We start from the raw sequence: 20,215 nt of genomic DNA on the forward strand, positions 1-20,215 counted from the left end.
CCCCTTGCTGGTCCTTTTGCCTGAGAGTTTCCGGGGCGGTTGCTCCTTCGGCACCGGTGGCGAAAGCACCGGATTCTCCCAACAAGGTTGGCGCAATTATCCGGCGGGTGCAGCGCTTGGCAAGGGGCAAATGTCGTGACCGGGCAAATTTTTGTCGTCTTATTCCAACCAAGCCCTAATCTGCGGCAAATCTGCTTTTGCATTCGGCGGGGAAACCGGCTATCGCGACATGCTGTTGAAGGGGATCTCATGCGGCAGACCGGACTGAAAGCGACGCTCTTCCTGCGCATGCTTTGCGCATTGAGCTTGGTTTTGCTCGGCCTTGCCCATCAGGCGCCGCAGGCTGCCGCCGCCGAGGGCTACGATGCCGCGGCCTATGTGCTGCCCGACGGCACCTTCGCCTCGCTCTGCGTCACCATAGAGGACGCCGACGGCAAGACCCTTACCTTCAAACCGAATTGTGAAGCTTGCCGGCTGTCGGCCTCGGTCATCCTGCCGACGCCGGATGCGGGCTCCTGGCTCGAGCGCAAGCTCGGCTCGCTGATCAACGCGCCGGTCGAAATCTCTGTCGTTGTCGGCGCAGGCGCCGTCAGCCGGGCGAATTCCCGCGCGCCCCCCATCCTCGCCTGATCTGTTATCGCAACCATGATCAGTAATGCCGGTCCACTTGAGAGAAGTCCGCGGCCGGCGAGGAGATATCCGATGAAAACTATCGAAAAATTTGGCAAGACATTTGCGTTTGCCGCCGTTCTTTCCGCCACCGCTTTTGCCGGCGCCGAGGCGCATGTAACCTTCCTCGACAAGCAGGCAAAGCAGGACAGCACCATTCTCGCCACATTGCAGCTGCCGCATGGCTGCGACGGCAAGGCGACCACGGAAGTGCGAGTCAAGCTGCCGGAAGGTTTCGTCTTCGCCAAGCCGCAGCCGAAAGCCGGCTGGGAGCTCGAGGTGATCAAGGGCGATTACCAGAAGACCTACGACAATCACGGCGACAAGGTGAAATCAGGCGCGATCGAGATCCGCTGGAAGAACGGCAATCTCTCCGACGATTTCTACGACACCTTCGTGATCCAGGGTAAGGTTTCGGGCGTCGAAGCCGGCACCTCGCTTGCCTTTCCGGTGACGCAGATGTGTGGCGATACCGTCGAGGCCTGGGATCAGGTGGCGAAGGAGGGCGACGACGCGCATGGCCTGAAAAGCCCGGCGCCGCTCCTGAAGGTCGTGGCGGGCGAAGGTCACGGCCACGATCATGACGACATGGCCGGCATGGACATGACCGGCATGGGCGCTGCGGCGCTGGCCGGCGAAACGGTCAAGGCCGGCGATCTCGAAATCTCCGGCGGCTTCGCCAAGGCGATGCTGCCCGGCCAGCCGGTCGGCGGCGGTTTCTTCACGGTGAAGAACAACGGCCAGACGGATGATCGGCTGGTGTCCGTGAGCTCGCCTGCATCAGGCGAGGTTCAGATCCACGAGATGGAGACCAAGGACAATGTCATGCGGATGCGCCAGCTGAAGGACGGCATCGCCATCGCTGCCGGCGAGACGGTCAAGCTCGAGCCCGGCAACCTGCATCTGATGTTCCAGAAGGTGAAGACGCCGTTCAAGCAGGGCGACACGGTGCCGGTGACGCTGACCTTCGAAAAGGCCGGCAAGGTCGATCTGGTGCTGCAGGTATTGTCGGCCCAGGGCAAGTAAGGACCACGATTGTGAAGACAGAAAAGCCCGCGGTTGCGATTGCAGCCGCGGGCTTTTCGTTCGGGGAAGGCGGATGCCTCAGAAATCTTCGTAGGATCGCAGCGCCTGTTTCAGGCCTGCCTGCGGTTGGCGATTGCCTTTGGCCATCAGGTCGAGCGCCACCTCCGTCGACTGGATGATGCTGGAAGGCTCGTCGACCTCGTCGGTGCTATCAGCCTTCAACTGCCGGTCGGCAAGGCGCCGTGCATCGCGCGCCGCCGTGCTCGTCGCGACACGCTGCGGGATGCGCAGCGATTCGAAGGCAACGGCGGCGGTGTTGGCCGATATCGACAGCAACTGGGTCATGCCATCACCGTATCGGCATGATCTTGGCGCCATCATAAGAAAATCATTGGCATTTTACAAAATGGTAAGAATTCATAGGGGTTCGGTTAGAATCACTTTCGCAACGCGGTAAATCCGGCTCATGATCCAGGCTCTTCTCGTCGCCGTCGGCGGCGCCATCGGTTCCCTCCTCAGATATTATGTCGGCCAGTGGGCGCTGAGACTCATGGGGCCAGGCTTTCCCTGGGGCACGCTCGCCGTCAATGTCGTCGGCTGCTTCGTCATCGGCGTCTTCGCCGAGCTGATCGCGCGGAAGTTCAACGCCTCGGTGGAACTGCGCCTGCTGCTGATCACCGGCTTCCTTGGCGGCTTCACCACCTTCTCCGCTTTCTCGCTGGATGCGATCTCATTGTTCGAGCGTGGCGAGGCGGTGGCCGGCGGCATCTATATCGTTGCGAGCGTCGGGCTTTCGATGGCAGCCGTCATCGCGGGTCTTGCCGTCATGCGCGCTTTGGCCTGATTTCTTTTCCGGTTTCCGTTTTGCGTGAAAATGCTCTAAAGGCTGCGGCAAGAACGCCGGCTCGGCCCGCGCAGCAATTTCCGAAAGATTTTTCATGGCTGGCATAGAACATATCAAGGTTGAACCCGACGAAGCCGGCATGCGGCTCGATCGCTGGTTCAAGGTGCACTTTCCAGGGCTCGGCTTTGGCCCGCTGCAGAAGCTCCTGCGCTCCGGCCAGGTGCGCGTCGATGGCGGGCGTGTCAAATCGGATGCACGCGTGCAGCCCGGCCAGACGGTGCGCGTGCCGCCGCTCGATGTCGATGCGAAGCTGAAATCCGGACCGATCGCCGGCAAGGATCTCAAGCATTCGACCGATTTCGAACTGCTGTCGCGCATGGTGCTGCACGAGGACGACAAGGTGATCGTGCTCAACAAGCCGCCCGGTCTTGCTGTGCAGGGCGGCTCCGGCGTTGCCAGGCACATCGACCAGATGCTCGAAGCCTGGACCAGCCCAAAGGGCGAGAAGCCGCGGCTCGTTCATCGCCTCGACCGCGACACGTCAGGGGTTCTCGTCATCGCCCGTACGCGTGGCGCCGCGCAGAAGCTGACGGCCGCCTTCCGCGAGCGCGACACCAAGAAGACCTATTGGTCGCTGGTCAAGGGCGTGCCGCGCAAGCATGAGGACAAGATCTCGACCTGGCTGGTCAAGGAGCCGACTGCCGACGGCGACCGCATGCGGATCGCCAAACACGGCGAAGACGGGGCGGACCATGCCGTCTCCTTCTACCGTGTGCTCGAAACCGCCGCCCAGAACCTCGCCTGGCTGGAGATGGAGCCCTATACCGGCCGGACCCATCAGTTGCGCGTCCATGCCCTGCATATCGGCCACCCGATCATCGGCGATCCGAAATATTTCGATGACGATCCGAATTGGGATTTTCCGGGCGGCGTCCAGAAGAAGCTGCATCTGCACGCGCGTCACATCGACATTCCGCACCCGTCCGGCGGGCGGCTGCGCGTCAGCGCGCCGCTGCCGCCGCACATGGTCCAGACCTGGAACCTTCTCGGCTTCGATCTCTCCAGTGCCGAAAGGGACGACGAATGAAACTGGCGCTTTTCGATTGTGATGGCACGCTGGTCGATAGCGCCGGTCTGATCCACGAAACCATGCGCCGGACCTTCGATAAGTTCGGCAAACCGGAACCGCGATTTGACGACACCAAGGCGATCATTGGCCTGTCCCTCGATATTGCGATCGCCCGTATGCAGGGCAGGCCGCATGTGGAACAGGAAGACATCGACATGACGGCGCATTACAAATCGCTGTTTTCGATCGTGCGTCAGGATCTTGATTACAAGGAGCCGCTGTTTCCTGGCATTCGCGAGATGATCGATGCGATCAGCGGCCGCGAGGACCTGCTGATCGGCGCGGTGACGGGCAAATCCAGGCGCGGGCTGAAGCTGGTGATGGAGACGCATGGCTTCGACGAGCATTTCATCGTCGCACGGACCGCTGACGATTGCCCCTCCAAGCCGCATCCGGCCATGGTGACGGAATGCTGCGATGAAACCGGCATGAATGCTGCCGACACCATTGTCATCGGCGATGCGGTTTACGATATGCAGATGGCAAAGGCTGCCGGCGCCAAGGCGATCGGCGTTGCCTGGGGCTATGCCAGTGTGGATGAGCTGATCGCCAACGGCGCTGATGCGATCGCCTACCATCCGAACGAGATATTGCGTCATTTTTCCTGAGGTGAGCCCATGCGCGATCTGCTGAACGACCTTTCCGAAGGCCTGAGCCATCCCGATCCCATCCGCCGCGCGCAGATCCAGATGAAGAAGCCGCTGCCGAAGCGTTTCTATACCGACGTCTCCGTTGCCGAGCACGAGGGCGGTTTTGCGATCACGCTCGACGGCAAGATGGTGCGCACGCCGGCGCGGCAGGTTCTGGCCGTTCCGACAGAGGTGCTGGCGCGGCTTGTCGCGGCCGAATGGCAGGCGCAGGGCGAGGAAATCAATCCGGTGAGCATGCCGGTGACACGGCTCGTCAACACCGCGCTCGACGGCATTACCGCCAATGCGCAGGCGATTTTCGAGGATATCCTGCGTTTTTCCTCCAGCGACCTGCTCTGCTATCGCGCCGATGGGCCGGAATTGCTGGTCAAACGGCAGGCGGAACGCTGGGACCCCGTCATCGACTGGGCGGCAAACGATCTCGGCGCTCGCTTCATCCTTGTCGAAGGGGTAATGCCGCAGGAGCAGCCGCGCGAGGCGACTGCCGCCTTCGCCGTGACGCTCGCCAGATATGACAGCCCGATGGCGCTTGCAGCACTCCACACGGTCACCACGCTCACAGGTTCGGCGATCCTGGCGCTCGCCTTCGCCGAGGGCCGGGTGACGATGGAGGAGGCCTGGTCGCTTGCCCATCTTGACGAGGACTGGACGATCGAGCATTGGGGCGGCGACGAGGAAGCTGAGGAGCGGCGGGCCAAGCGCTTTGCCGAGTTCAAGGCGGCGACGGATGTTTTTTTCGCCCTAAGCGCCTGAAACATATTGCCTTCCCAGGCATTATGGCGAAATCTGCGACTCCAACGGGGTGGTGCGGGATTTTGCAATGAATTGGCTGAGGTCGTGTTTTTGCCGGGCCGCACTCGTCTGTATCGCGCTCACGGCCTGCGTCAGTCTCTCGGCCACGAAGCCGGAGACGCCGGTCTATGATGTGCGCAGCGCCGTCGTTCTCTCCGGCCCGAACATGCCGGCCGAGCTGCTTTCCGGCATCAACGACCGCGTCAACGCCGCGATCAACGCCACGGTGCGCGACACGGTGCTGCCGCGGGTGGTGCTGACGATCCGGGTGGTGTCCGTCGAAAAGGGCCTCGGCTTTCAGAAGGACCGCAACGTCGCCAAGATCAGCATCGACGCCGCCTCGGTCGAGGACGGCTCGGTCATCGCCGTCAGCGCCTTCGACGTGACCAGCATCGCTGCCGATCCCAAGCTTGCCGACGAGATCCTGGCCGAGGACGTTGCAGCAAGGATACGCTCGGTTTTCTCGCTCAGTGGCCGCAGCCGCTAGGACAAATCTACCGCCGGATTGCCGCCCGCAGCGGCGAGGGAGATCGCATGAAGGAAATTCTCGAAGAGCTGGAACGGCGCCGCGACATCGCCCGTCTCGGCGGTGGCAAAGCCCGCATCGACGCCCAGCACAAGCGTGGCAAACTGACGGCGCGCGAGCGCATCGACCTTTTCCTCGACGAGGGCTCCTTCGAGGAGTTCGACATGTTCGTCGAACATCGCTCCACCGATTTCGGCATGGACAAGAGCCGTGTTGCCGGCGACGGCGTCGTCACCGGCTGGGGGACGGTCAACGGCCGCACGGTGTTCGTCTTCGCCAAGGACTTCACCGTCTTCGGCGGTTCGCTGTCGGAAGCGCATGCCGAGAAGATCATGAAGGTACAGGACATGGCGCTGAAGAACCGCGCGCCGATCGTCGGCATCTATGATGCGGGCGGCGCCCGTATCCAGGAGGGCGTGGCGGCCCTCGGCGGTTATGCCGAGGTGTTCCAGCGCAATGTGCTGGCTTCCGGCGTCATCCCGCAGATCTCCGTCATCATGGGGCCTTGCGCCGGCGGCGACGTCTATTCGCCTGCGATGACCGATTTCATCTTCATGGTGCGCGATACCTCCTACATGTTCGTCACCGGTCCGGATGTGGTGAAAACCGTGACCAACGAGACAGTGACAGCCGAAGAACTCGGCGGCGCCGTCGTCCATACGGTGCGCTCGTCGATTGCCGACGGCGCCTATGACAATGATGTCGAAACGCTGTTGCAGGTGCGCCGGCTGATCGATTTCCTGCCGCTGTCGAATACCGCGCCGCTGCCGGAGATCGAATGTTACCAGTCGGTGACAGAAGTCGACGCCTCTCTCGACACGCTGGTGCCGGCGAGCGCCAACAAGCCTTACGATATCAAGGAACTGATTCGGAAGGTGGCGGACGAGGGGGATTTCTTCGAGATCCAGGCGAGTTTTGCCGGCAACATCGTCTGCGGTTTCGGCCGCGTCGAAGGCTCCACCGTCGGCTTCGTCGCCAACCAGCCGATGGTGCTGGCCGGGGTGCTCGACAGCGACGCCTCGCGCAAGGCGGCCCGTTTCGTGCGCTTCTGCGACTGCTTCAATATTCCGATCGTCACGTTTGTCGACGTGCCGGGATTCCTGCCGGGCACGGCGCAGGAATATGGCGGCCTCATCAAGCACGGCGCCAAGCTGCTCTTCGCTTACGCCGAGGCAACGGTGCCGAAGCTCACCGTCATCACCCGCAAAGCCTTCGGGGGTGCCTATGACGTGATGGCGTCGAAGCATCTGCGCGGCGACCTGAACTATGCCTGGCCAACGGCGCAGATCGCCGTGATGGGCGCCAAGGGCGCGGTCGAGATCATTTTCCGCAAGGATATCGCCGATCCCGAGAAGATCGCCGCACATACGAAAATGTACGAGGATCGGTTCCTCTCGCCCTTCGTCGCCGCCGAGCGCGGTTATGTCGACGAGGTGATCATGCCGCATTCGACCCGCAGGCGGCTGGCGCGCGGCCTGAAGATGCTGCGCAACAAGGATCTCGCCAATCCGTGGAAGAAACACGACAACATTCCGCTTTAACGTTTCCGCCGAATAAAGCTGCGCGATCGGGTGTTTACCCGCTGTCGAAAATGTGAACGGCCGTCAGTGATCCGTGTGTTCAATCGCTGACGAGGACGGGCTAACGCTCGGCTGTAATTGTTTTAATGGAGAGGTTTAATGTCAAGTTTCGAGCGTCTTTCTGCCTATCGCCCCTACGGGCTGGCCGCTCTCAGAATCATCACCGCACTGCTGTTCATCGAACACGGCACGATGAAGCTTTTCGGCTTCCCGGCGTCGCAGATGTCCGGCTCGCTGCCGCCGCTGATGCTTTTCGCGGCTCTTCTCGAGCTTATCGGCGGTATCCTCATTCTCATTGGCCTGCTGACGCGCCCTGTCGCTTTCCTGCTCGCCGGCGAAATGGCGGTCGCCTATTTCATGGCGCATGCGCCGAGCAGCTTCTTCCCGGCCGTCAATCAGGGCGACGCCGCGATCCTGTTCTGCTTCGTCTTCCTCCACCTGTTCTTCTCCGGTCCCGGCGCTCTTGCCGTCGACAACCGCAAGACAGTCTGAACCATAGCTGAGGGACGTCGCCGACGCCCCTCAGCCTCAATTTCAGGCAGTGAGCTTGAGGCCGGCGATACCGCCGACGATCAGCATGATGCAGGCAAGACGGGAGACACTTGCCTCATCGCCAAGCAGCCAGATGCCAAGCAGTACGGTGCCAACCGTGCCGATGCCGGTCCAGACCGCGTAGGCGGTGCCGATCGGCAGGTGCTTTACCGCCAGGCCGAGCAGCACGATGCTGATCACCATGGATATGACGGTCAGCGTCGTCGGCAGCGGCCGCGTGAAACCCTCGGTATATTTAAGACCGATCGCCCAGCCACATTCGAAAAGGCCGGCGAGAAAAAGCAGAAACCAAGCCATACGACTCTCCTTGTTCAAGAGCGAGGCCGTCCCCGCGACGGTTGCATCCTGAGGGATGCCGCAGTCGTCTGCGATAGGGCGTATATGCGTGAGGAGACGGCTTACTTCAAGGTAGGAATCGGCATGGCTGCCTTGCCACCCGTTTCTTGCTGACTTGTTTTGCTGGTTTGGGATGCGATCAGCCTTGGCCGCCGGCTTGCGCGGAAAGGCTCTTGGCGCGGCGGCAGAGGCGGTCGAAGGTTTCGAGGAAGCGTGACCGGTCTTTCGGGCTGAAGGCGGCGTTATAGCCCTTGCTCTCGCCGGTTTCACGCAAATGCGCGCCGAGATCGCGCATGGCGCTTGCCATACCGATATTGGTTTCGTCGAAGACGCGCCCGGTCGGGCCGCTGACGAAGGCGCCGGTCGCGACACAGCGCACGGCGAGCGGTACATCGGCAGTGACGACGACATCGCCCGCACCGGCGCGTTCGGCGATCCAGTTGTCGGCGGCGTCGAAGGCATTGGAGACGATGACGTTGTGGATCATCGGATCGCGCGAAGGGCGCAGGCCGGAATTGGCGACGAAGGTCACTTCGAGGCCGTGACGTTCGGCGACCTTGAGGATTTCCGGTTTCACCGGGCAGGCATCGGCGTCGACATAGATCATGGCTATATCCTCATGCCGGCTGAATGGCCGGCTGTCTGATCATATCGATATGGGGAATGCCGTCTTCCAGATATTCCTGCGATATCCCGACAAAGCCGAAGGATTCGTAGAAACGGCGCAGATGGGCCTGCGCCGACAAGGCGATCGGATTTGCCGGATAAAGCCGCTCACAGGCGGTGATCGCTTCGCGCATCAATGCATGGCCCAGCCGCTTGCCGCGATGGGCAGGCGAGACGACGACGCGGCCGATCTTTGATGGATCCCGCGGCTCATACGGTTTCAGGATTCGCGCCGCGCCCAGGAGCTCAGCGTCCTCCAGAAGGCGCAAATGCAGAGCATCGATATCCTTGCCGTCGAGTTCCGGATACGGGCAGTTCTGCTCGACGACAAAAACATCGACGCGCATTCTCATGAGGTCGAAGAGCTCCCGCGCGGGGAGCTCTTCGAGCTTCTTGAGATCGACCCTGTAATTGGCTGCAGTCATCAGTACACGACCACGCCGCGGATGGACTTGCCCGCATGCATCAGCTCGAAGCCCTTGTTGATGTCTTCGAGCGGCATGGTGTGGGTGATCATCGGATCGATCTGGATCTTGCCCTGCATGTACCAGTCGACGATCTTCGGCACGTCGGTGCGCCCGCGGGCGCCGCCGAAGGCGGTGCCCATCCAGTTGCGGCCGGTGACCAGCTGGAACGGCCGGGTGGAGATCTCCTGGCCGGCGCCGGCCACGCCGATGATGATGGACTTGCCCCAGCCGCGATGGCTGGCTTCCAGCGCCTGGCGCATCACCTTGGTGTTGCCGGTGCAGTCGAAAGTGTAGTCGGCGCCGCCGATCAGGTCGCCGTTGCGTTTGGTCAGGTTGACCAGATAGGGCACGATGTCGTCACCGACCTCCTTCGGATTGACGAAGTGGGTCATGCCGAACTTTTCGCCCCATTCCTTGCGATCACTGTTGATATCGACACCGATGATCATGTCGGCGCCGGCAAGCTTCAGGCCCTGCAGCACGTTGAGACCGATGCCGCCGAGACCGAAGACGATCGCCGTCGAACCGATCTCCACCTTGGCGGTGTTGATGACCGCGCCGATGCCGGTGGTGACGCCGCAGCCGATGTAGCAGATCTTGTCGAAGGGGGCGTCGGGATTGACCTTGGCAAGGGCGATCTCCGGCAACACGGTGAAGTTCGAAAAGGTCGAGCAGCCCATATAGTGGTGGATCTTGTCCTTGCCGATCGAGAAGCGGCTGGTGCCATCCGGCATCAGCCCCTGGCCCTGGGTCGCGCGGATCGAGGTGCAGAGATTGGTCTTGCGGGACAGGCAGGAATAGCACTCGCGGCATTCCGGCGTGTAGAGCGGAATGACGTGATCGCCCTTCTTCACCGAGGTGACCCCCGGACCGACATCGACGACGATGCCGGCGCCCTCATGGCCGAGGATGGCCGGAAACAGGCCTTCCGGATCGGCGCCCGACAAAGTGAAATCATCGGTGTGGCAGATGCCTGTCGCCTTGACCTCGACCAGCACTTCGCCGGCCCGCGGCCCTTCCAGCTGCACAGTCATCACTTCGAGCGGTTTTCCGGCCTGAACGGCAACGGCGGCGCGAACGTCCATCTTCATATCTCCCTGCTGATTTTGTTGCTTCCCAGCTGATTTATCGGGCTCGAGCTTGGCATGGTCGACGAACTCGGCTCAAGCAAAAACACCCGGCCGCCCGGTCTTTCCCTTTCAGGCGAATTCCATGATCACGGCATCGACGGCCAGGCTTTCGCCGGCTGCAGCATTGATCTTGGAGACGACGAGATCGCGGTCGGCGCGCAGCACGTTTTCCATCTTCATCGCCTCGACGATCGCAAGCGTCTCACCGGCCTTGACCTCCTGACCCTCGGCAACGGCGATGGCGATGACGAGGCCGGGCATCGGGCAGAGCAGGAGCTTGGAGGTATCGGGCGGCAGCTTCACCGGCATCAGCCTGTCGAGTTCGGCATGACGTGGCGAAAACACCTTGGCCCTCACCGAAAGCCCCTGCCAGTCGATGCGCAACCCGTTGAGAACGGGACGGACCTGCGCGATGATGTCGCGACCGCTGACCTTGCCGCTCCACACAGGGTCTCCCGGTCTCCAGTCGGTGACAACACTCCGGCTCTCGTCCTCGATCGCCATGTCCATATCGAAAGGGATGGTGACGAAGCCGTCGAGCAATCTTGCGGCGACGTGGTTGTCGCCGATTTTGACCACCCAGTGCTCGCGCAGCGCGCCCGATGCGGCGCGCAGGCGATCGGCGAAACGTTCGCGGCGGTTCGCCTCGATCAGCGATGCGGACAGCGCGATGGCGGCAAGCACGGCCTCCTCCTGCGGCTCCGGTTTCATCGGCGCGAAACCATCGGGATATTCCTCGGCGATGAAGCCTGTGGAAAGCCGGCCCTCGCGCCAGCGCGGATGTTTCATCAGCGCCGCCAGGAACGGAACATTATGTTCGATGCCGTCGACGACGAAGCCGTCGAGCGCCCGGCCCATAGCTTCGATCGCCTCGAGCCGCGTCGGCGCCCAGGTGCAGAGCTTGGCGATCATCGGATCGTAATACATCGAGATCTCCGCACCCTCGAAGACGCCGGTATCGTTGCGGATGACGACATTGCCGGTCCTGCCTTCCGCCGGCGGGCGGTAGCGCGTCAGGCGGCCGATCGAGGGCAGGAAATTGCGGTAGGGATCTTCGGCATAGAGCCGGCTCTCGATCGCCCAGCCGTCGAGCCTGACATCTCCTTGAGCAAAGGGAAGGGGCTCGCCCGCTGCGACGCGGATCATCTGCTCGACGAGATCGATGCCGGTGACGAGTTCGGTCACCGGGTGCTCGACCTGCAGTCGGGTGTTCATTTCCAGGAAATAGAAATTGCGGTCGCGGTCGACGATGAACTCGACGGTGCCGGCGCTCTGGTAGTCGACGGCTTTCGCCAAGGCCACCGATTGTTCACCCATCGCCTTGCGGGTTTTTTCGTCGAGGAAAGGCGAGGGCGCCTCTTCCGCGACCTTCTGGTTGCGCCGCTGGATCGAGCATTCGCGTTCGCCGAGGTAGACGACGTTGCCATGTGCATCGGCCAGGACCTGGATCTCGATATGGCGCGGCTCAACGACGAATTTCTCGATGAAGACACGGTCGTCGCCGAATGAGCTCTTCGCCTCCGAGCGGGCGCGCTCGAAGCCGTCGCGCACCTCCGCCTCGTTCCAGGCAATACGCATGCCCTTGCCGCCGCCGCCAGCCGAAGCCTTGATCATGACGGGATAGCCGATCCCGGCTGATATCACTTCCGCATGGGCGGCATCCTCGATGATGCCGAGATGGCCGGGCACGGTGGAGACTCCGGCGGCGTTGGCGAATTTCTTCGATTCGATCTTGTCGCCCATCGCCATGATCGCCTTCGGCTTCGGGCCGATGAAGACGATTCCCTGCTTTTCCAACTCGGCGCAGAAGGAGGCGCGTTCGGAGAGGAAGCCGTAGCCCGGATGCACCGCCTCGGCGCCAGTCGCTTTGCAGGCAGCGATGATCTTTTCGGCAACCAGATAACTTTCCGACGCGGCGGCCGGGCCGATATGCACGGCCTCGTCGGCCATCTCGACATGCAGCGCGTCCCGATCCGCATCCGAATAGACCGCGACGGTTTGAATGCCCATGCGGCGCGCAGTCTTGATCACGCGGCAGGCGATTTCGCCGCGATTCGCGATCAGGATTTTCTTGAACATCGAGACTCCACCCAGAAATGCATCCCGGAGTTTTACGCACAAAACACCGGAACGCACAATCAGGCTTGCGGAGGGTCAGGCGACGGCTGCTTCCGAGACGGGTTCTTCGTCGACGATGCGCAGCCAGCGGCTGCGCCGCGGCTCGGCATATTCGCGCAGCTTGACGGCGGCCATGATCCCCGCCCAATGCGGATGATTGGCGCCGGCCAGTGTTGCCTGCTCGATCTGCTGGAGCACGCCGTATTCGACCGGCGAGACCGGGATGATGCCGCCTTCGGCGACGCTTCTGAAGATGCGCATCGCGAAATCGACGTCCTGGCGGGTAATGCCCCGGCGATCGACGGCACGCGACAGCTTGTAGCCACCGATATTGTCGGTGATCGCCAGGCGGAGCTGATCGAGGGCGAGCGCTCTCAATTCACCCGGGACATCGGCCGAGACCTCCATGACATGGAGAATGAGCTCGAGTTCCAGCGCCGAGTTGACGACACCATCGGTCGTGAACATGCGCATGATCCAGGCGACGTTGATTTCATCAAGCGAGCCTTGCGGATAGGTATAATGGACGATGAAACCGGCGAGCTGTTCGACGAAGAAAGCGTTCCACGCGGCACATTTTTCAGGGCAGGAATTATTGAGCGCCAACATCGCCACGACATCGTCGGATGTCCGAATGCCATGCGGAAAAGCATGTTTGCGCAACAGTATAATATCTTCGGCCGTCAGCCGATGCTTGCCGGCCACGACACAGGCCGGAAAAGCGAGACGAAATTCGCTCATGTTTTAACTCCAGGCTTCATCATGAAACCGGAGACTGTTTTATCGTCTGCGAATTGACGATCCCTCAAGAAGCGGAGTTAACCCGATATTCCCGGGGTCAGGAGGATTTTAACGATTGCGCCTGCAACCGCTCGCGCCAGATGATGAAGAGGCCTGATGCAACGATGATGAAGATGCCGATCCATTTGGAAAAGCTCGGGAAATCGTTGAACAGCGCATAGCCGAGAACGGTCGCCGAGATGATCTCGAAGTATTGGAACGGCGCAAGCAGCGACAGCGGCGCGAGGCGGAAAGCCCGGACCACCAGCATATGCGCATATCCGGAGATCGTGCCGAGGGCGAGCAACAGGACAAGGCCGAGACCGGAGGAGGGCAGAGAGACGGCAAAATCGGCATTGCCGGAACTGTTGCCGACGAGAAGGGCGGCGGCCATGAACACCGTTCCGCCGATTCCTGCCATCGTCTGCATGGTCAGCGGCGAATCGGCCTCGCCGATGGCGCGGTTGAGGAAGAGATAGAGCGAGAACAGAAAGGCGCAGGCGACCGGCAGCAGCGCCTTCAGGCCGAAAATCTCGTAGCTTGGCTGAATGACGATCATCGCGCCGCCGAATCCGACGACGATCGCTATCCAGCGCCGCCAGCCGACCTTCTCTCCGAGAAACAGCGCCGACAGGGCGGCCAGCATGAAAGGCTCGACGAAATAGATGGCGAAGACATCGGCAAGCGGCATGTATTTGACGGCGACGAAGAACAGCAGGCTCGCGCCCCCATGCAGCGCACCGCGCAGCAGGTTCATCCACGGCCGCCGGGCCGAAAGCGCCTTGAGCCCGAAAAGGGCGAAAAGAATCGGCAGGGTGCAGGCGATCTGGAAGAAGAATCGATAGAAGGTCACCTGACCCGGCGACATCGCCTCGAAGGTCGCCATGTATTTGGCGATCGCATCCATGGTCGGCAGGATGAGCATGGCGCCGGACATGATGGCCATGCCCTGCAGGGAATTTTGATGGGGCTCTGACATGGCTGCTGATTCTTGCGAGGATGACGCCATCAATCACGGCAAAGCCGGGCGATCAAGCCAGGCAGCCGCAAATAGCTTCGAGGTGATGTCGAAATCGTCGCTTAGAAAGCGTTCCCCTGAAGGGAAATGGTGCGGTCGAGAAGACTCGAACTTCCACGGGTTGCCCCACAGCGACCTCAACGCTGCGCGTCTACCAATTCCGCCACGACCGCATCGTGGTAGGTGCCGATTTGCGTCGGCGGGGCAGCATGTAGCAAAAGCATCTGGGGTGCACAAGGGCGATATGACAGTTTTTTTGAAAACCGCTCACAGCATTTGAATTGGCCCCGAAACGGGTCCATATAGCGGTCCTGCCGCCCCTTTTTTTGCAGGCATTTCGGGGAGAGCGGCAAGGAATGGCCATGCTTCGCACCGATCTCGAATTCTCCATGCTTCCCCAACCCGGCACCCGCCCGGTACGCTGGCGCATCGCCGATGGCCTCGTTGCCTATGAGGAGGCGGTGGCGACGATGGAGCGCGAGGTGGCGGTGATATCAGATGGCGGAGACGAGCTCGTCTGGCTCGTCGAACATCCGCCGCTCTATACTGCCGGCACCAGCGCCAATGCGAGCGATCTCGTCCAGCCGGACCGTTTTCCGGTCTTTGCGACGGGGCGTGGCGGTGAATATACCTATCATGGACCCGGCCAGCGCGTCGCCTATGTCATGCTCGACCTGAAAAGGCGGCGCCAGGACGTGCGCGCCTTCGTCGCCGCCCTTGAGGATGTCGTCATCCGCACGCTCGACATGATGAATGTTCGTGGCGAGAGACGTGAAGATCGCGTCGGCGTCTGGGTGCGTCGGCCGGAAAAGCCATTGCTGGCGGACGGGACGATGGCCGAGGACAAGATCGCCGCCCTCGGCATAAGGCTGCGCAAATGGGTGACCTTCCACGGACTGTCGCTTAACGTCGATCCGGATCTCGATCATTTCGGCGGGATCGTGCCCTGCGGGATATCAGCCTATGGCGTGACCAGTCTCGTCGATCTTGGCTTGCCCGTGATGATGGCCGATGTCGATATCCGGCTGCGCACCGCCTTCGAGTCGGTTTTCGGCGAAACGACGGGCGAGAACTGACTCAGCATGACGGCGACTTGTCCGGGGCAATTTGCATTTTTCCGCGGATCAATGCGTCGCGCGACATGGTAGACGCGCAGTTCTTGAGCGCCCATTTCCCTTCGGACGACGTCCCCTGGCGCATTTTAGGGTCAGGATCAGCAAATCAAATCGCTGCACTGCGAGATGTGGGTGAAGGTCTTAACCTATAATTAGCGGTGTCAAATATATAGGACATCACAACGCTGTGGATGTGGAAGTCTTGCGGACAATGAAAAAAAACTCAGCGGCAAGCTGGTCGATCTTCGATGTGTATTTCGTTCTCGATATTGTCGAGAAGGTCCTCATCGGGTATTTTTTCGTCGCGATCGTCATGCGTGTCCTGCCGCAGATGCAGGATAACCGGGCGATCATCGATTTCCTGCTGATCGTTTCGGAGGGCGCTGCGGCCTTCCTGATCCTGACACGCCGACCGACGAGAAATGCGTCGCTGCGCCTTTTTGACTGGACGGTCACCGCCATCGGCACGCTCTTCCCGCTGCTCGTCTCACCCTCCGCGACCACGCCTCTCGCGCCGCTCGCACTCTGCGGGACGGTGATGGCACTCGGTTTCATCCTGCAGATATCGGCAAAGCTGACATTGCGGCGAAGCTTTGGCTTGGTGCCGGCCAATCGTGGCGTCAAGATCGGTGGACCCTACAAGATTATCCGCCATCCGATGTATGCGGGCTATCTGATGACGCATATCGGCTTCTTCCTGGCCCATCCGAGCTTTTGGAATTTTGCCATCTATGCGACCGCCCTTGCCGCGCAGTGTTTCCGCCTTCTGGCGGAAGAGCGCCTGCTCAAACAGGATCCTGCTTACGAGGCCTTCATGGGCAGAACCCGTTACCGGCTCGTTCCATTCCTATTCTGAAACGACAGACAAATAGATCGAAAAAGAAAGGGCCGATTTCCGGCCCTTTCTTTTATCGGATCAATGCGTTGCCCGGCATGCTTCGGTGCGGGATGCGCCGCTGTCGGCACCCTTGGTGTGGGAGCCCTTGGGGCCAATCATGCTGTGGCACGGAGGCAGGGGGGCGATGCTCGCCGTTGCGGTTTTGTCGACGGCAGGGGTCGCCATGGCGCTCGGGGCGAAACCGTCGCTGTCATTGGTGTAGTCGCTGGAATAGGCCGGGGCCTTGCGGCTGCTGTAATGGACCGGGGCCGGCTTCGACACCGGGCTCGGTGCAAAACCGTCGCTGTCATTGGTGTAGTCGTCGGAATAGGTCGGCTGGGCGAAGGCAGCGCCTGCAAGGCTGACGGCGAACAGGGACGCGGCAAGGGCAAATTTGATGCGCATGGGTCTATCTCCTCAATCTGCTGTTGAATTCCACAACATAAACTAACCCTCGGCACGCACGAGTTCGCGCCCCAATTCAGGCAATTTTGTGAAAAGATGGCGACGTAGCCGCGACCTTTTGTCCAAATGAAATCACAGTGTTGTCAACGAAATTGACGTTCTCGTTACGCAAGCCGCCTAAGCAAAATAACAAAATACGGCACTCACAAAAATGGATCGGCCTGCAATCTTAAATTGTTAACTTTTGGTAATGTAGGCGGAGGGGTGGGGAGGCCTTGGCGCCTCCCGCTTATGATCGGTATGTTGGGTGTCAGTCCTCGTTCGGAATATGCGCGTCGACGCCGGTCAGCTGCAGTTTATTGCGGACATCATGGACGCCATCGACCGAAAGCGCGGCGAGTTCGACCTTGCGGGCGATGCCGATCGTCTCCACCGAGCCTTCCAGGGTGATGACGTGGCCGTCGGCGTGAACCTCGATGCTGTCGATGTCGACTTCAGGAATGTTTTCGAGATTGTCGTTGACCCGCGCTTCGAGGTCGTCGCTTTCATCGCGGTCGATGGTATCGGCGCGCAGCGAATCCTTCAGGCGATTCTCGTTACCGTCCTCGTCCGTGCCATCGACCCGGAAGCCCCTGTTGGGATCGCTGTCAAAATTGGCTGCGGTCTCGCCATAGGGGCGGTTGGCGGGGTCGGCGCCGGTGCCGTCGGCATAGGGCCAGCCGTCGTCGAGATTGCGTTCCTCGAGGTCGCGATAATCTTCTTCGCGGGAAAGCTCAGGCTTTTCCCGGGAGAACTGGGTCTTGTCACCGATCCTTGCCATTGCAGTCGCTCCTTGTTTTTTGCCGGGTTCCTTTGCTGGAAACGCCGGCATCAGCGAATGGTTCGGTGTGGAGGGGATTTGTCAGGCCGACGTTTTTTCCCATTTCTTCACGAGACGCTCGCGTTTCAGCCGCGAGAGGCGCTGCAGCCAGAAAATGCCGTCGAGTTGGTCGACCTCGTGCTGGATGCAGATGGCGAGGAAATCTTCGGCGGCGTCCTCGTGCATGGCGCCTTCTGCATCCTGATAGTGGAATCGGATCGCTCGCGGGCGCGTGACCTCGTCGGTCGCGCCGGGCATGGAGACGCTGCCTTCGGCATGGCTCATCGTCTCCTTCGAAAACCAGGTGATTTCCGGATTGACGTAGAGACGTACGCCGTCGGCCCTGTTGAGCTCCAGCACGGTCACGCGGCTGAAGACGCCGATATGGGCGGCGGTGATGCCGACGCCGGGCGCGGCCCGCATGGTCGCCAGCAGGTCGTCGGCAAGTGCCGTGAGTGAGGAATCGAATGCCGTCACCGGCGCGCAGACTGTCTTCAGACCCGGATGCGGATAACGCAGAATCGGACGGATGGGCATGGGGCTGGCTTCCTCTTGGACGGGCTCTGCTTGGACGGGTGAGGAAACTATCGCCGGCCGCAGGCATTGTCATCACGAAGCACGGTTTGCCGCTTTACGACGCGAATGCTTTGGGCTAGCAGGGGCCAAGAATTCCGGCTGCGGGAGCCTCGCGCGGGATTCGCTTATCCGCTTGTTGACAATGTGTTTTCGGCCGACATTTGCGAATGCGGCACGGCAGTCGTTGAAATTCGAACCAGGTGCGAGGGCGGCAGATGACGACCACCGACGGGGAAGACCGCATTCGCAGGCGTCCTGACGGCGAGGAAGCCGATATCTACGACGAGGACGGCAATGTCCGCAGCGATTTTCTGGCGCTCGTCGGCGCCGCAATCGCCGACCGCGACACGCTGTTCCTGCGCCAGAACGTTGCCCGCCTGCATGAATCCGAAATAGGCGACCTGCTGGAAGCGATCCAGCCGGATCAGCGCCTGGCGCTGGTGCGCCTGCTCGGCGACGATTTCGACATGACGGCGCTGACCGAGGTCGACGAGGTGATCCGCCGCGAGATTGTCGACCAGATGCCGAACGAGCAGATCGCCGCGGCGATCGGCGAGCTCGATTCGGACGATGCCGTCTACATTCTCGAAGATCTCGACAAGGAAGACCGGGAAGAAATCCTTGCCCAGCTGCCGTTCACCGAGCGGGTGCGGTTGCGCCGGGCGCTCGACTATCCCGAAAGCTCGGCCGGGCGCCGCATGCAGACGGAATTCGTCGCGGTGCCGCCGTTCTGGACGGTGGGACAGACGATCGATTACATGCGCGACGAGGAGGATCTGCCCTATTCCTTCTCGCAGATCTTCGTCATCGATCCGACCTTCAAGTTGCTCGGCGCCGTCGATCTCGATCAGATCCTGCGCACCAAGCGGCAGACGAAGATCGAGCAGATCATGCGCGAGACCAACCATCCGGTCCCTGCCGAGATGGACCAGGAGGAGGCTGCTCAGCTTTTCGAGCAGTACGACCTTCTCTCGGCTGCTGTCGTCGACGAGAACGGCCGACTGGTCGGCGTGCTGACCATCGATGACGTCGTCGACGTCATCCACGAGGAGGCCGACGAGGACATCAAGCGCCTCGGCGGCGTCGGCGACGAAGAGCTATCCGACAATGTGCTCTCGACGGCGCGTTCGCGCTTCCTGTGGCTTTTAATCAACCTCGGTACGGCGATGCTGTCGGCAAGCGTCATCGGTCTGTTCGACGCCTCGATCGAGAAGATGATCGCGCTCGCCGTGCTGATGCCGATCGTCGCCTCGATGGGAGGCAATGCCGGCACGCAGACGATGACGGTGACGGTGCGCGCGCTCGCCACTCGCGATCTCGACATCTACAATGCCGGCCGCATCATCCGCAGAGAGGCGGGCGTCGGCATCCTGAACGGAATCGTCTTCGCAACGATCATGGGCGCGATCGCAGGCACCTGGTTCCACGACTACCAGCTTGGCGGCGTGATTGCGGCGGCGATGATCATCAATCTGATAGCGGCAGCCCTTGCCGGCATCCTGCTGCCGCTGCTGCTCGACAAGGTGGGGGCCGACCCGGCGATCGCCTCTTCCGTCTTCGTCACGACGGTGACGGACTGTACCGGCTTCTTCGCCTTTCTCGGTATCGCCACCTGGTGGTTCGGTATCTGAGCCGCCAAAAATTGACTATTACGTAAAAGTCAATATTATCGTCTGTCCGACGACGGGGAACACATGCCGGTGAACAAGTTTTATAGCATAACGGAACTGACGCGCGAATTCGGGGTCTCGACGCGCACGCTCCGCTTCTACGAGGACGAGGGACTGATCCATCCGGAGCGGCGTGGGCGCACCCGCCTGTTCCGGCAAGCCGACCGGCGGCTCATCGCAGAAATTCTCCGCGGCCGGCGCATCGGTTTCACCATCGCCGAAATCCGCGAGATCATCCAGGTTTACAAGGAGCCGCCGGGCGAACTCGGCCAGCTGAAGCTCCTGATGAAGCGCGTCGATGAGAAGCGTGACGACCTGCGCCAGAAACGCAAGGATATCGACGACACGCTGGCGGAACTCGACGCTATCGAAGAGACCTGCCTCGGCCGCCTGGCCGAAATCGGCGTCACCACCTGATCACGCGCGGTAT

The 20,215-nt window shown here is 61.2% G+C and carries 24 protein-coding genes, 1 tRNA gene and 1 riboswitch; of the genes, 13 read left to right on the forward strand and 12 right to left on the reverse strand.

All coding sequences use genetic code 11. The features are described 5' to 3' along the window. Nucleotides 1–2 precede the first annotated feature (2 nt). A riboswitch (glycine riboswitch) is annotated at nt 3–91 on the reverse strand. Nucleotides 92–249: 158 nt separating this feature from the next. Then, nucleotides 250–630 (forward strand): hypothetical protein, encoded by a 381-nt coding sequence (locus FHX10_RS06430; protein WP_047609935.1) that lies wholly within the window; start codon nt 250–252, stop codon nt 628–630. 72 nt (nt 631–702) lie between these two features. Further along, the gene (locus FHX10_RS06435; protein ID WP_047609933.1) at nt 703–1,695 is read left to right on the forward strand and encodes a DUF1775 domain-containing protein; all 993 of its coding nucleotides are present in this window, start codon (nt 703–705) and stop codon (nt 1,693–1,695) included. A 78-nt stretch (nt 1,696–1,773) separates the two neighbouring features. On the opposite strand, the gene FHX10_RS06440 is transcribed toward FHX10_RS06435, so the two are convergent. Then, on the reverse strand, nt 1,774–2,040 hold the full coding sequence (locus FHX10_RS06440; protein WP_063475248.1) for a hypothetical protein: 267 nt from the start codon (nt 2,038–2,040) through the stop codon (nt 1,774–1,776). A gap of 121 nt (nt 2,041–2,161) precedes the next feature. Between FHX10_RS06440 and crcB the strand changes: the two genes are divergently transcribed. From crcB to FHX10_RS06475, 7 genes are all read left to right on the forward strand, one after another. Then, nucleotides 2,162–2,539: a fluoride efflux transporter CrcB gene (gene crcB / locus FHX10_RS06445; RefSeq protein WP_047609929.1), complete on the forward strand. Its 378-nt coding sequence runs from the start codon at nt 2,162–2,164 to the stop codon at nt 2,537–2,539. A 94-nt stretch (nt 2,540–2,633) separates the two neighbouring features. Beyond that, a complete protein-coding gene (locus tag FHX10_RS06450) occupies nt 2,634–3,626 on the forward strand; it encodes an RluA family pseudouridine synthase (RefSeq protein ID WP_063475249.1) in 993 nt (330 codons plus the stop codon). Further along, the gene (locus FHX10_RS06455) at nt 3,623–4,276 is read left to right on the forward strand and encodes an HAD-IA family hydrolase (RefSeq protein WP_097543629.1); all 654 of its coding nucleotides are present in this window, start codon (nt 3,623–3,625) and stop codon (nt 4,274–4,276) included. The genes FHX10_RS06450 and FHX10_RS06455 overlap by 4 nt, the downstream gene beginning before the upstream one ends. A 9-nt stretch (nt 4,277–4,285) precedes the next feature. After that, complete coding sequence (locus FHX10_RS06460) at nt 4,286–5,071, forward strand: ATP12 family chaperone protein (RefSeq protein ID WP_097543628.1); 786 nt, start codon at nt 4,286–4,288, stop codon at nt 5,069–5,071. A gap of 67 nt (nt 5,072–5,138) precedes the next feature. Then, nucleotides 5,139–5,597, forward strand: a complete 459-nt coding sequence (locus tag FHX10_RS06465) for a hypothetical protein (protein ID WP_097543627.1) — start codon at nt 5,139–5,141, stop codon at nt 5,595–5,597. A 47-nt stretch (nt 5,598–5,644) separates the two neighbouring features. Next, nucleotides 5,645–7,177: an acyl-CoA carboxylase subunit beta gene (locus tag FHX10_RS06470; protein ID WP_063475250.1), complete on the forward strand. Its 1,533-nt coding sequence runs from the start codon at nt 5,645–5,647 to the stop codon at nt 7,175–7,177. Nucleotides 7,178–7,315: 138 nt separating this feature from the next. After that, on the forward strand, nt 7,316–7,708 hold the full coding sequence (locus FHX10_RS06475) for a DoxX family protein (RefSeq protein ID WP_184389162.1): 393 nt from the start codon (nt 7,316–7,318) through the stop codon (nt 7,706–7,708). A gap of 42 nt (nt 7,709–7,750) precedes the next feature. Here the strand turns inward: FHX10_RS06475 and sugE are convergent, their stop codons facing one another. From sugE to FHX10_RS06515, 8 genes are all read right to left on the reverse strand, one after another. After that, nucleotides 7,751–8,065, reverse strand: coding sequence for a quaternary ammonium compound efflux SMR transporter SugE (sugE, locus tag FHX10_RS06480; RefSeq protein WP_047609912.1), 315 nt, complete (start codon nt 8,063–8,065; stop codon nt 7,751–7,753). A gap of 178 nt (nt 8,066–8,243) precedes the next feature. Then, nucleotides 8,244–8,711 carry a YaiI/YqxD family protein gene (locus FHX10_RS06485; RefSeq protein WP_047609910.1) on the reverse strand — a complete coding sequence of 156 codons (468 nt, stop codon included), beginning with the start codon at nt 8,709–8,711 and terminating at the stop codon, nt 8,244–8,246. Between the two features lie 10 nt (nt 8,712–8,721). Beyond that, entirely contained in the window at nt 8,722–9,195 is a 474-nt protein-coding gene (locus FHX10_RS06490) for a GNAT family N-acetyltransferase (RefSeq protein ID WP_168333012.1), read from the reverse strand. Further along, complete coding sequence (locus FHX10_RS06495; RefSeq protein ID WP_184389165.1) at nt 9,195–10,322, reverse strand: S-(hydroxymethyl)glutathione dehydrogenase/class III alcohol dehydrogenase; 1,128 nt, start codon at nt 10,320–10,322, stop codon at nt 9,195–9,197. The genes FHX10_RS06490 and FHX10_RS06495 overlap by 1 nt, the downstream gene beginning before the upstream one ends. Before the next feature lie 114 nt (nt 10,323–10,436). Continuing rightward, entirely contained in the window at nt 10,437–12,446 is a 2,010-nt protein-coding gene (locus FHX10_RS06500; protein WP_184389167.1) for an acetyl/propionyl/methylcrotonyl-CoA carboxylase subunit alpha, read from the reverse strand. A gap of 75 nt (nt 12,447–12,521) precedes the next feature. Then, entirely contained in the window at nt 12,522–13,226 is a 705-nt protein-coding gene (locus FHX10_RS06505; protein WP_097623406.1) for a hypothetical protein, read from the reverse strand. A 97-nt stretch (nt 13,227–13,323) separates the two neighbouring features. Further along, on the reverse strand, nt 13,324–14,274 hold the full coding sequence (locus tag FHX10_RS06510; protein ID WP_174824518.1) for a DMT family transporter: 951 nt from the start codon (nt 14,272–14,274) through the stop codon (nt 13,324–13,326). A 97-nt stretch (nt 14,275–14,371) separates the two neighbouring features. Continuing rightward, nucleotides 14,372–14,456 (reverse strand) — tRNA-Leu (locus FHX10_RS06515). A 183-nt stretch (nt 14,457–14,639) separates the two neighbouring features. Here FHX10_RS06515 and lipB point away from each other — a divergent pair. Continuing rightward, nucleotides 14,640–15,359: a lipoyl(octanoyl) transferase LipB gene (lipB, locus tag FHX10_RS06520; protein WP_047615320.1), complete on the forward strand. Its 720-nt coding sequence runs from the start codon at nt 14,640–14,642 to the stop codon at nt 15,357–15,359. Nucleotides 15,360–15,609: 250 nt separating this feature from the next. Beyond that, nucleotides 15,610–16,254, forward strand: a complete 645-nt coding sequence (locus FHX10_RS06525) for a methyltransferase family protein (RefSeq protein WP_047615318.1) — start codon at nt 15,610–15,612, stop codon at nt 16,252–16,254. A 60-nt stretch (nt 16,255–16,314) separates the two neighbouring features. Here the strand turns inward: FHX10_RS06525 and FHX10_RS06530 are convergent, their stop codons facing one another. The 3 genes from FHX10_RS06530 to FHX10_RS06540 all read right to left on the reverse strand — a co-directional run bounded on the left by FHX10_RS06530 (nt 16,315) and on the right by FHX10_RS06540 (nt 18,076). Next, nucleotides 16,315–16,680, reverse strand: coding sequence for a hypothetical protein (locus FHX10_RS06530; protein ID WP_047615317.1), 366 nt, complete (start codon nt 16,678–16,680; stop codon nt 16,315–16,317). A 310-nt stretch (nt 16,681–16,990) separates the two neighbouring features. Then, on the reverse strand, nt 16,991–17,500 hold the full coding sequence (locus FHX10_RS06535; protein ID WP_048338723.1) for a BON domain-containing protein: 510 nt from the start codon (nt 17,498–17,500) through the stop codon (nt 16,991–16,993). Between the two features lie 81 nt (nt 17,501–17,581). Beyond that, on the reverse strand, nt 17,582–18,076 hold the full coding sequence (locus FHX10_RS06540; RefSeq protein WP_184389169.1) for a peptide deformylase: 495 nt from the start codon (nt 18,074–18,076) through the stop codon (nt 17,582–17,584). Between the two features lie 254 nt (nt 18,077–18,330). Between FHX10_RS06540 and mgtE the strand changes: the two genes are divergently transcribed. Further along, entirely contained in the window at nt 18,331–19,746 is a 1,416-nt protein-coding gene (mgtE, locus tag FHX10_RS06545) for a magnesium transporter (protein WP_047615313.1), read from the forward strand. Nucleotides 19,747–19,809: 63 nt separating this feature from the next. Next, nucleotides 19,810–20,202 (forward strand): MerR family transcriptional regulator, encoded by a 393-nt coding sequence (locus tag FHX10_RS06550; RefSeq protein ID WP_018242133.1) that lies wholly within the window; start codon nt 19,810–19,812, stop codon nt 20,200–20,202. Nucleotides 20,203–20,215: the final 13 nt, after the last annotated feature.

Source organism: Rhizobium sp. BK591, assembly GCF_014195045.1.
In the GTDB taxonomy this organism is placed as follows: domain Bacteria; phylum Pseudomonadota; class Alphaproteobacteria; order Rhizobiales; family Rhizobiaceae; genus Rhizobium; species Rhizobium anhuiense.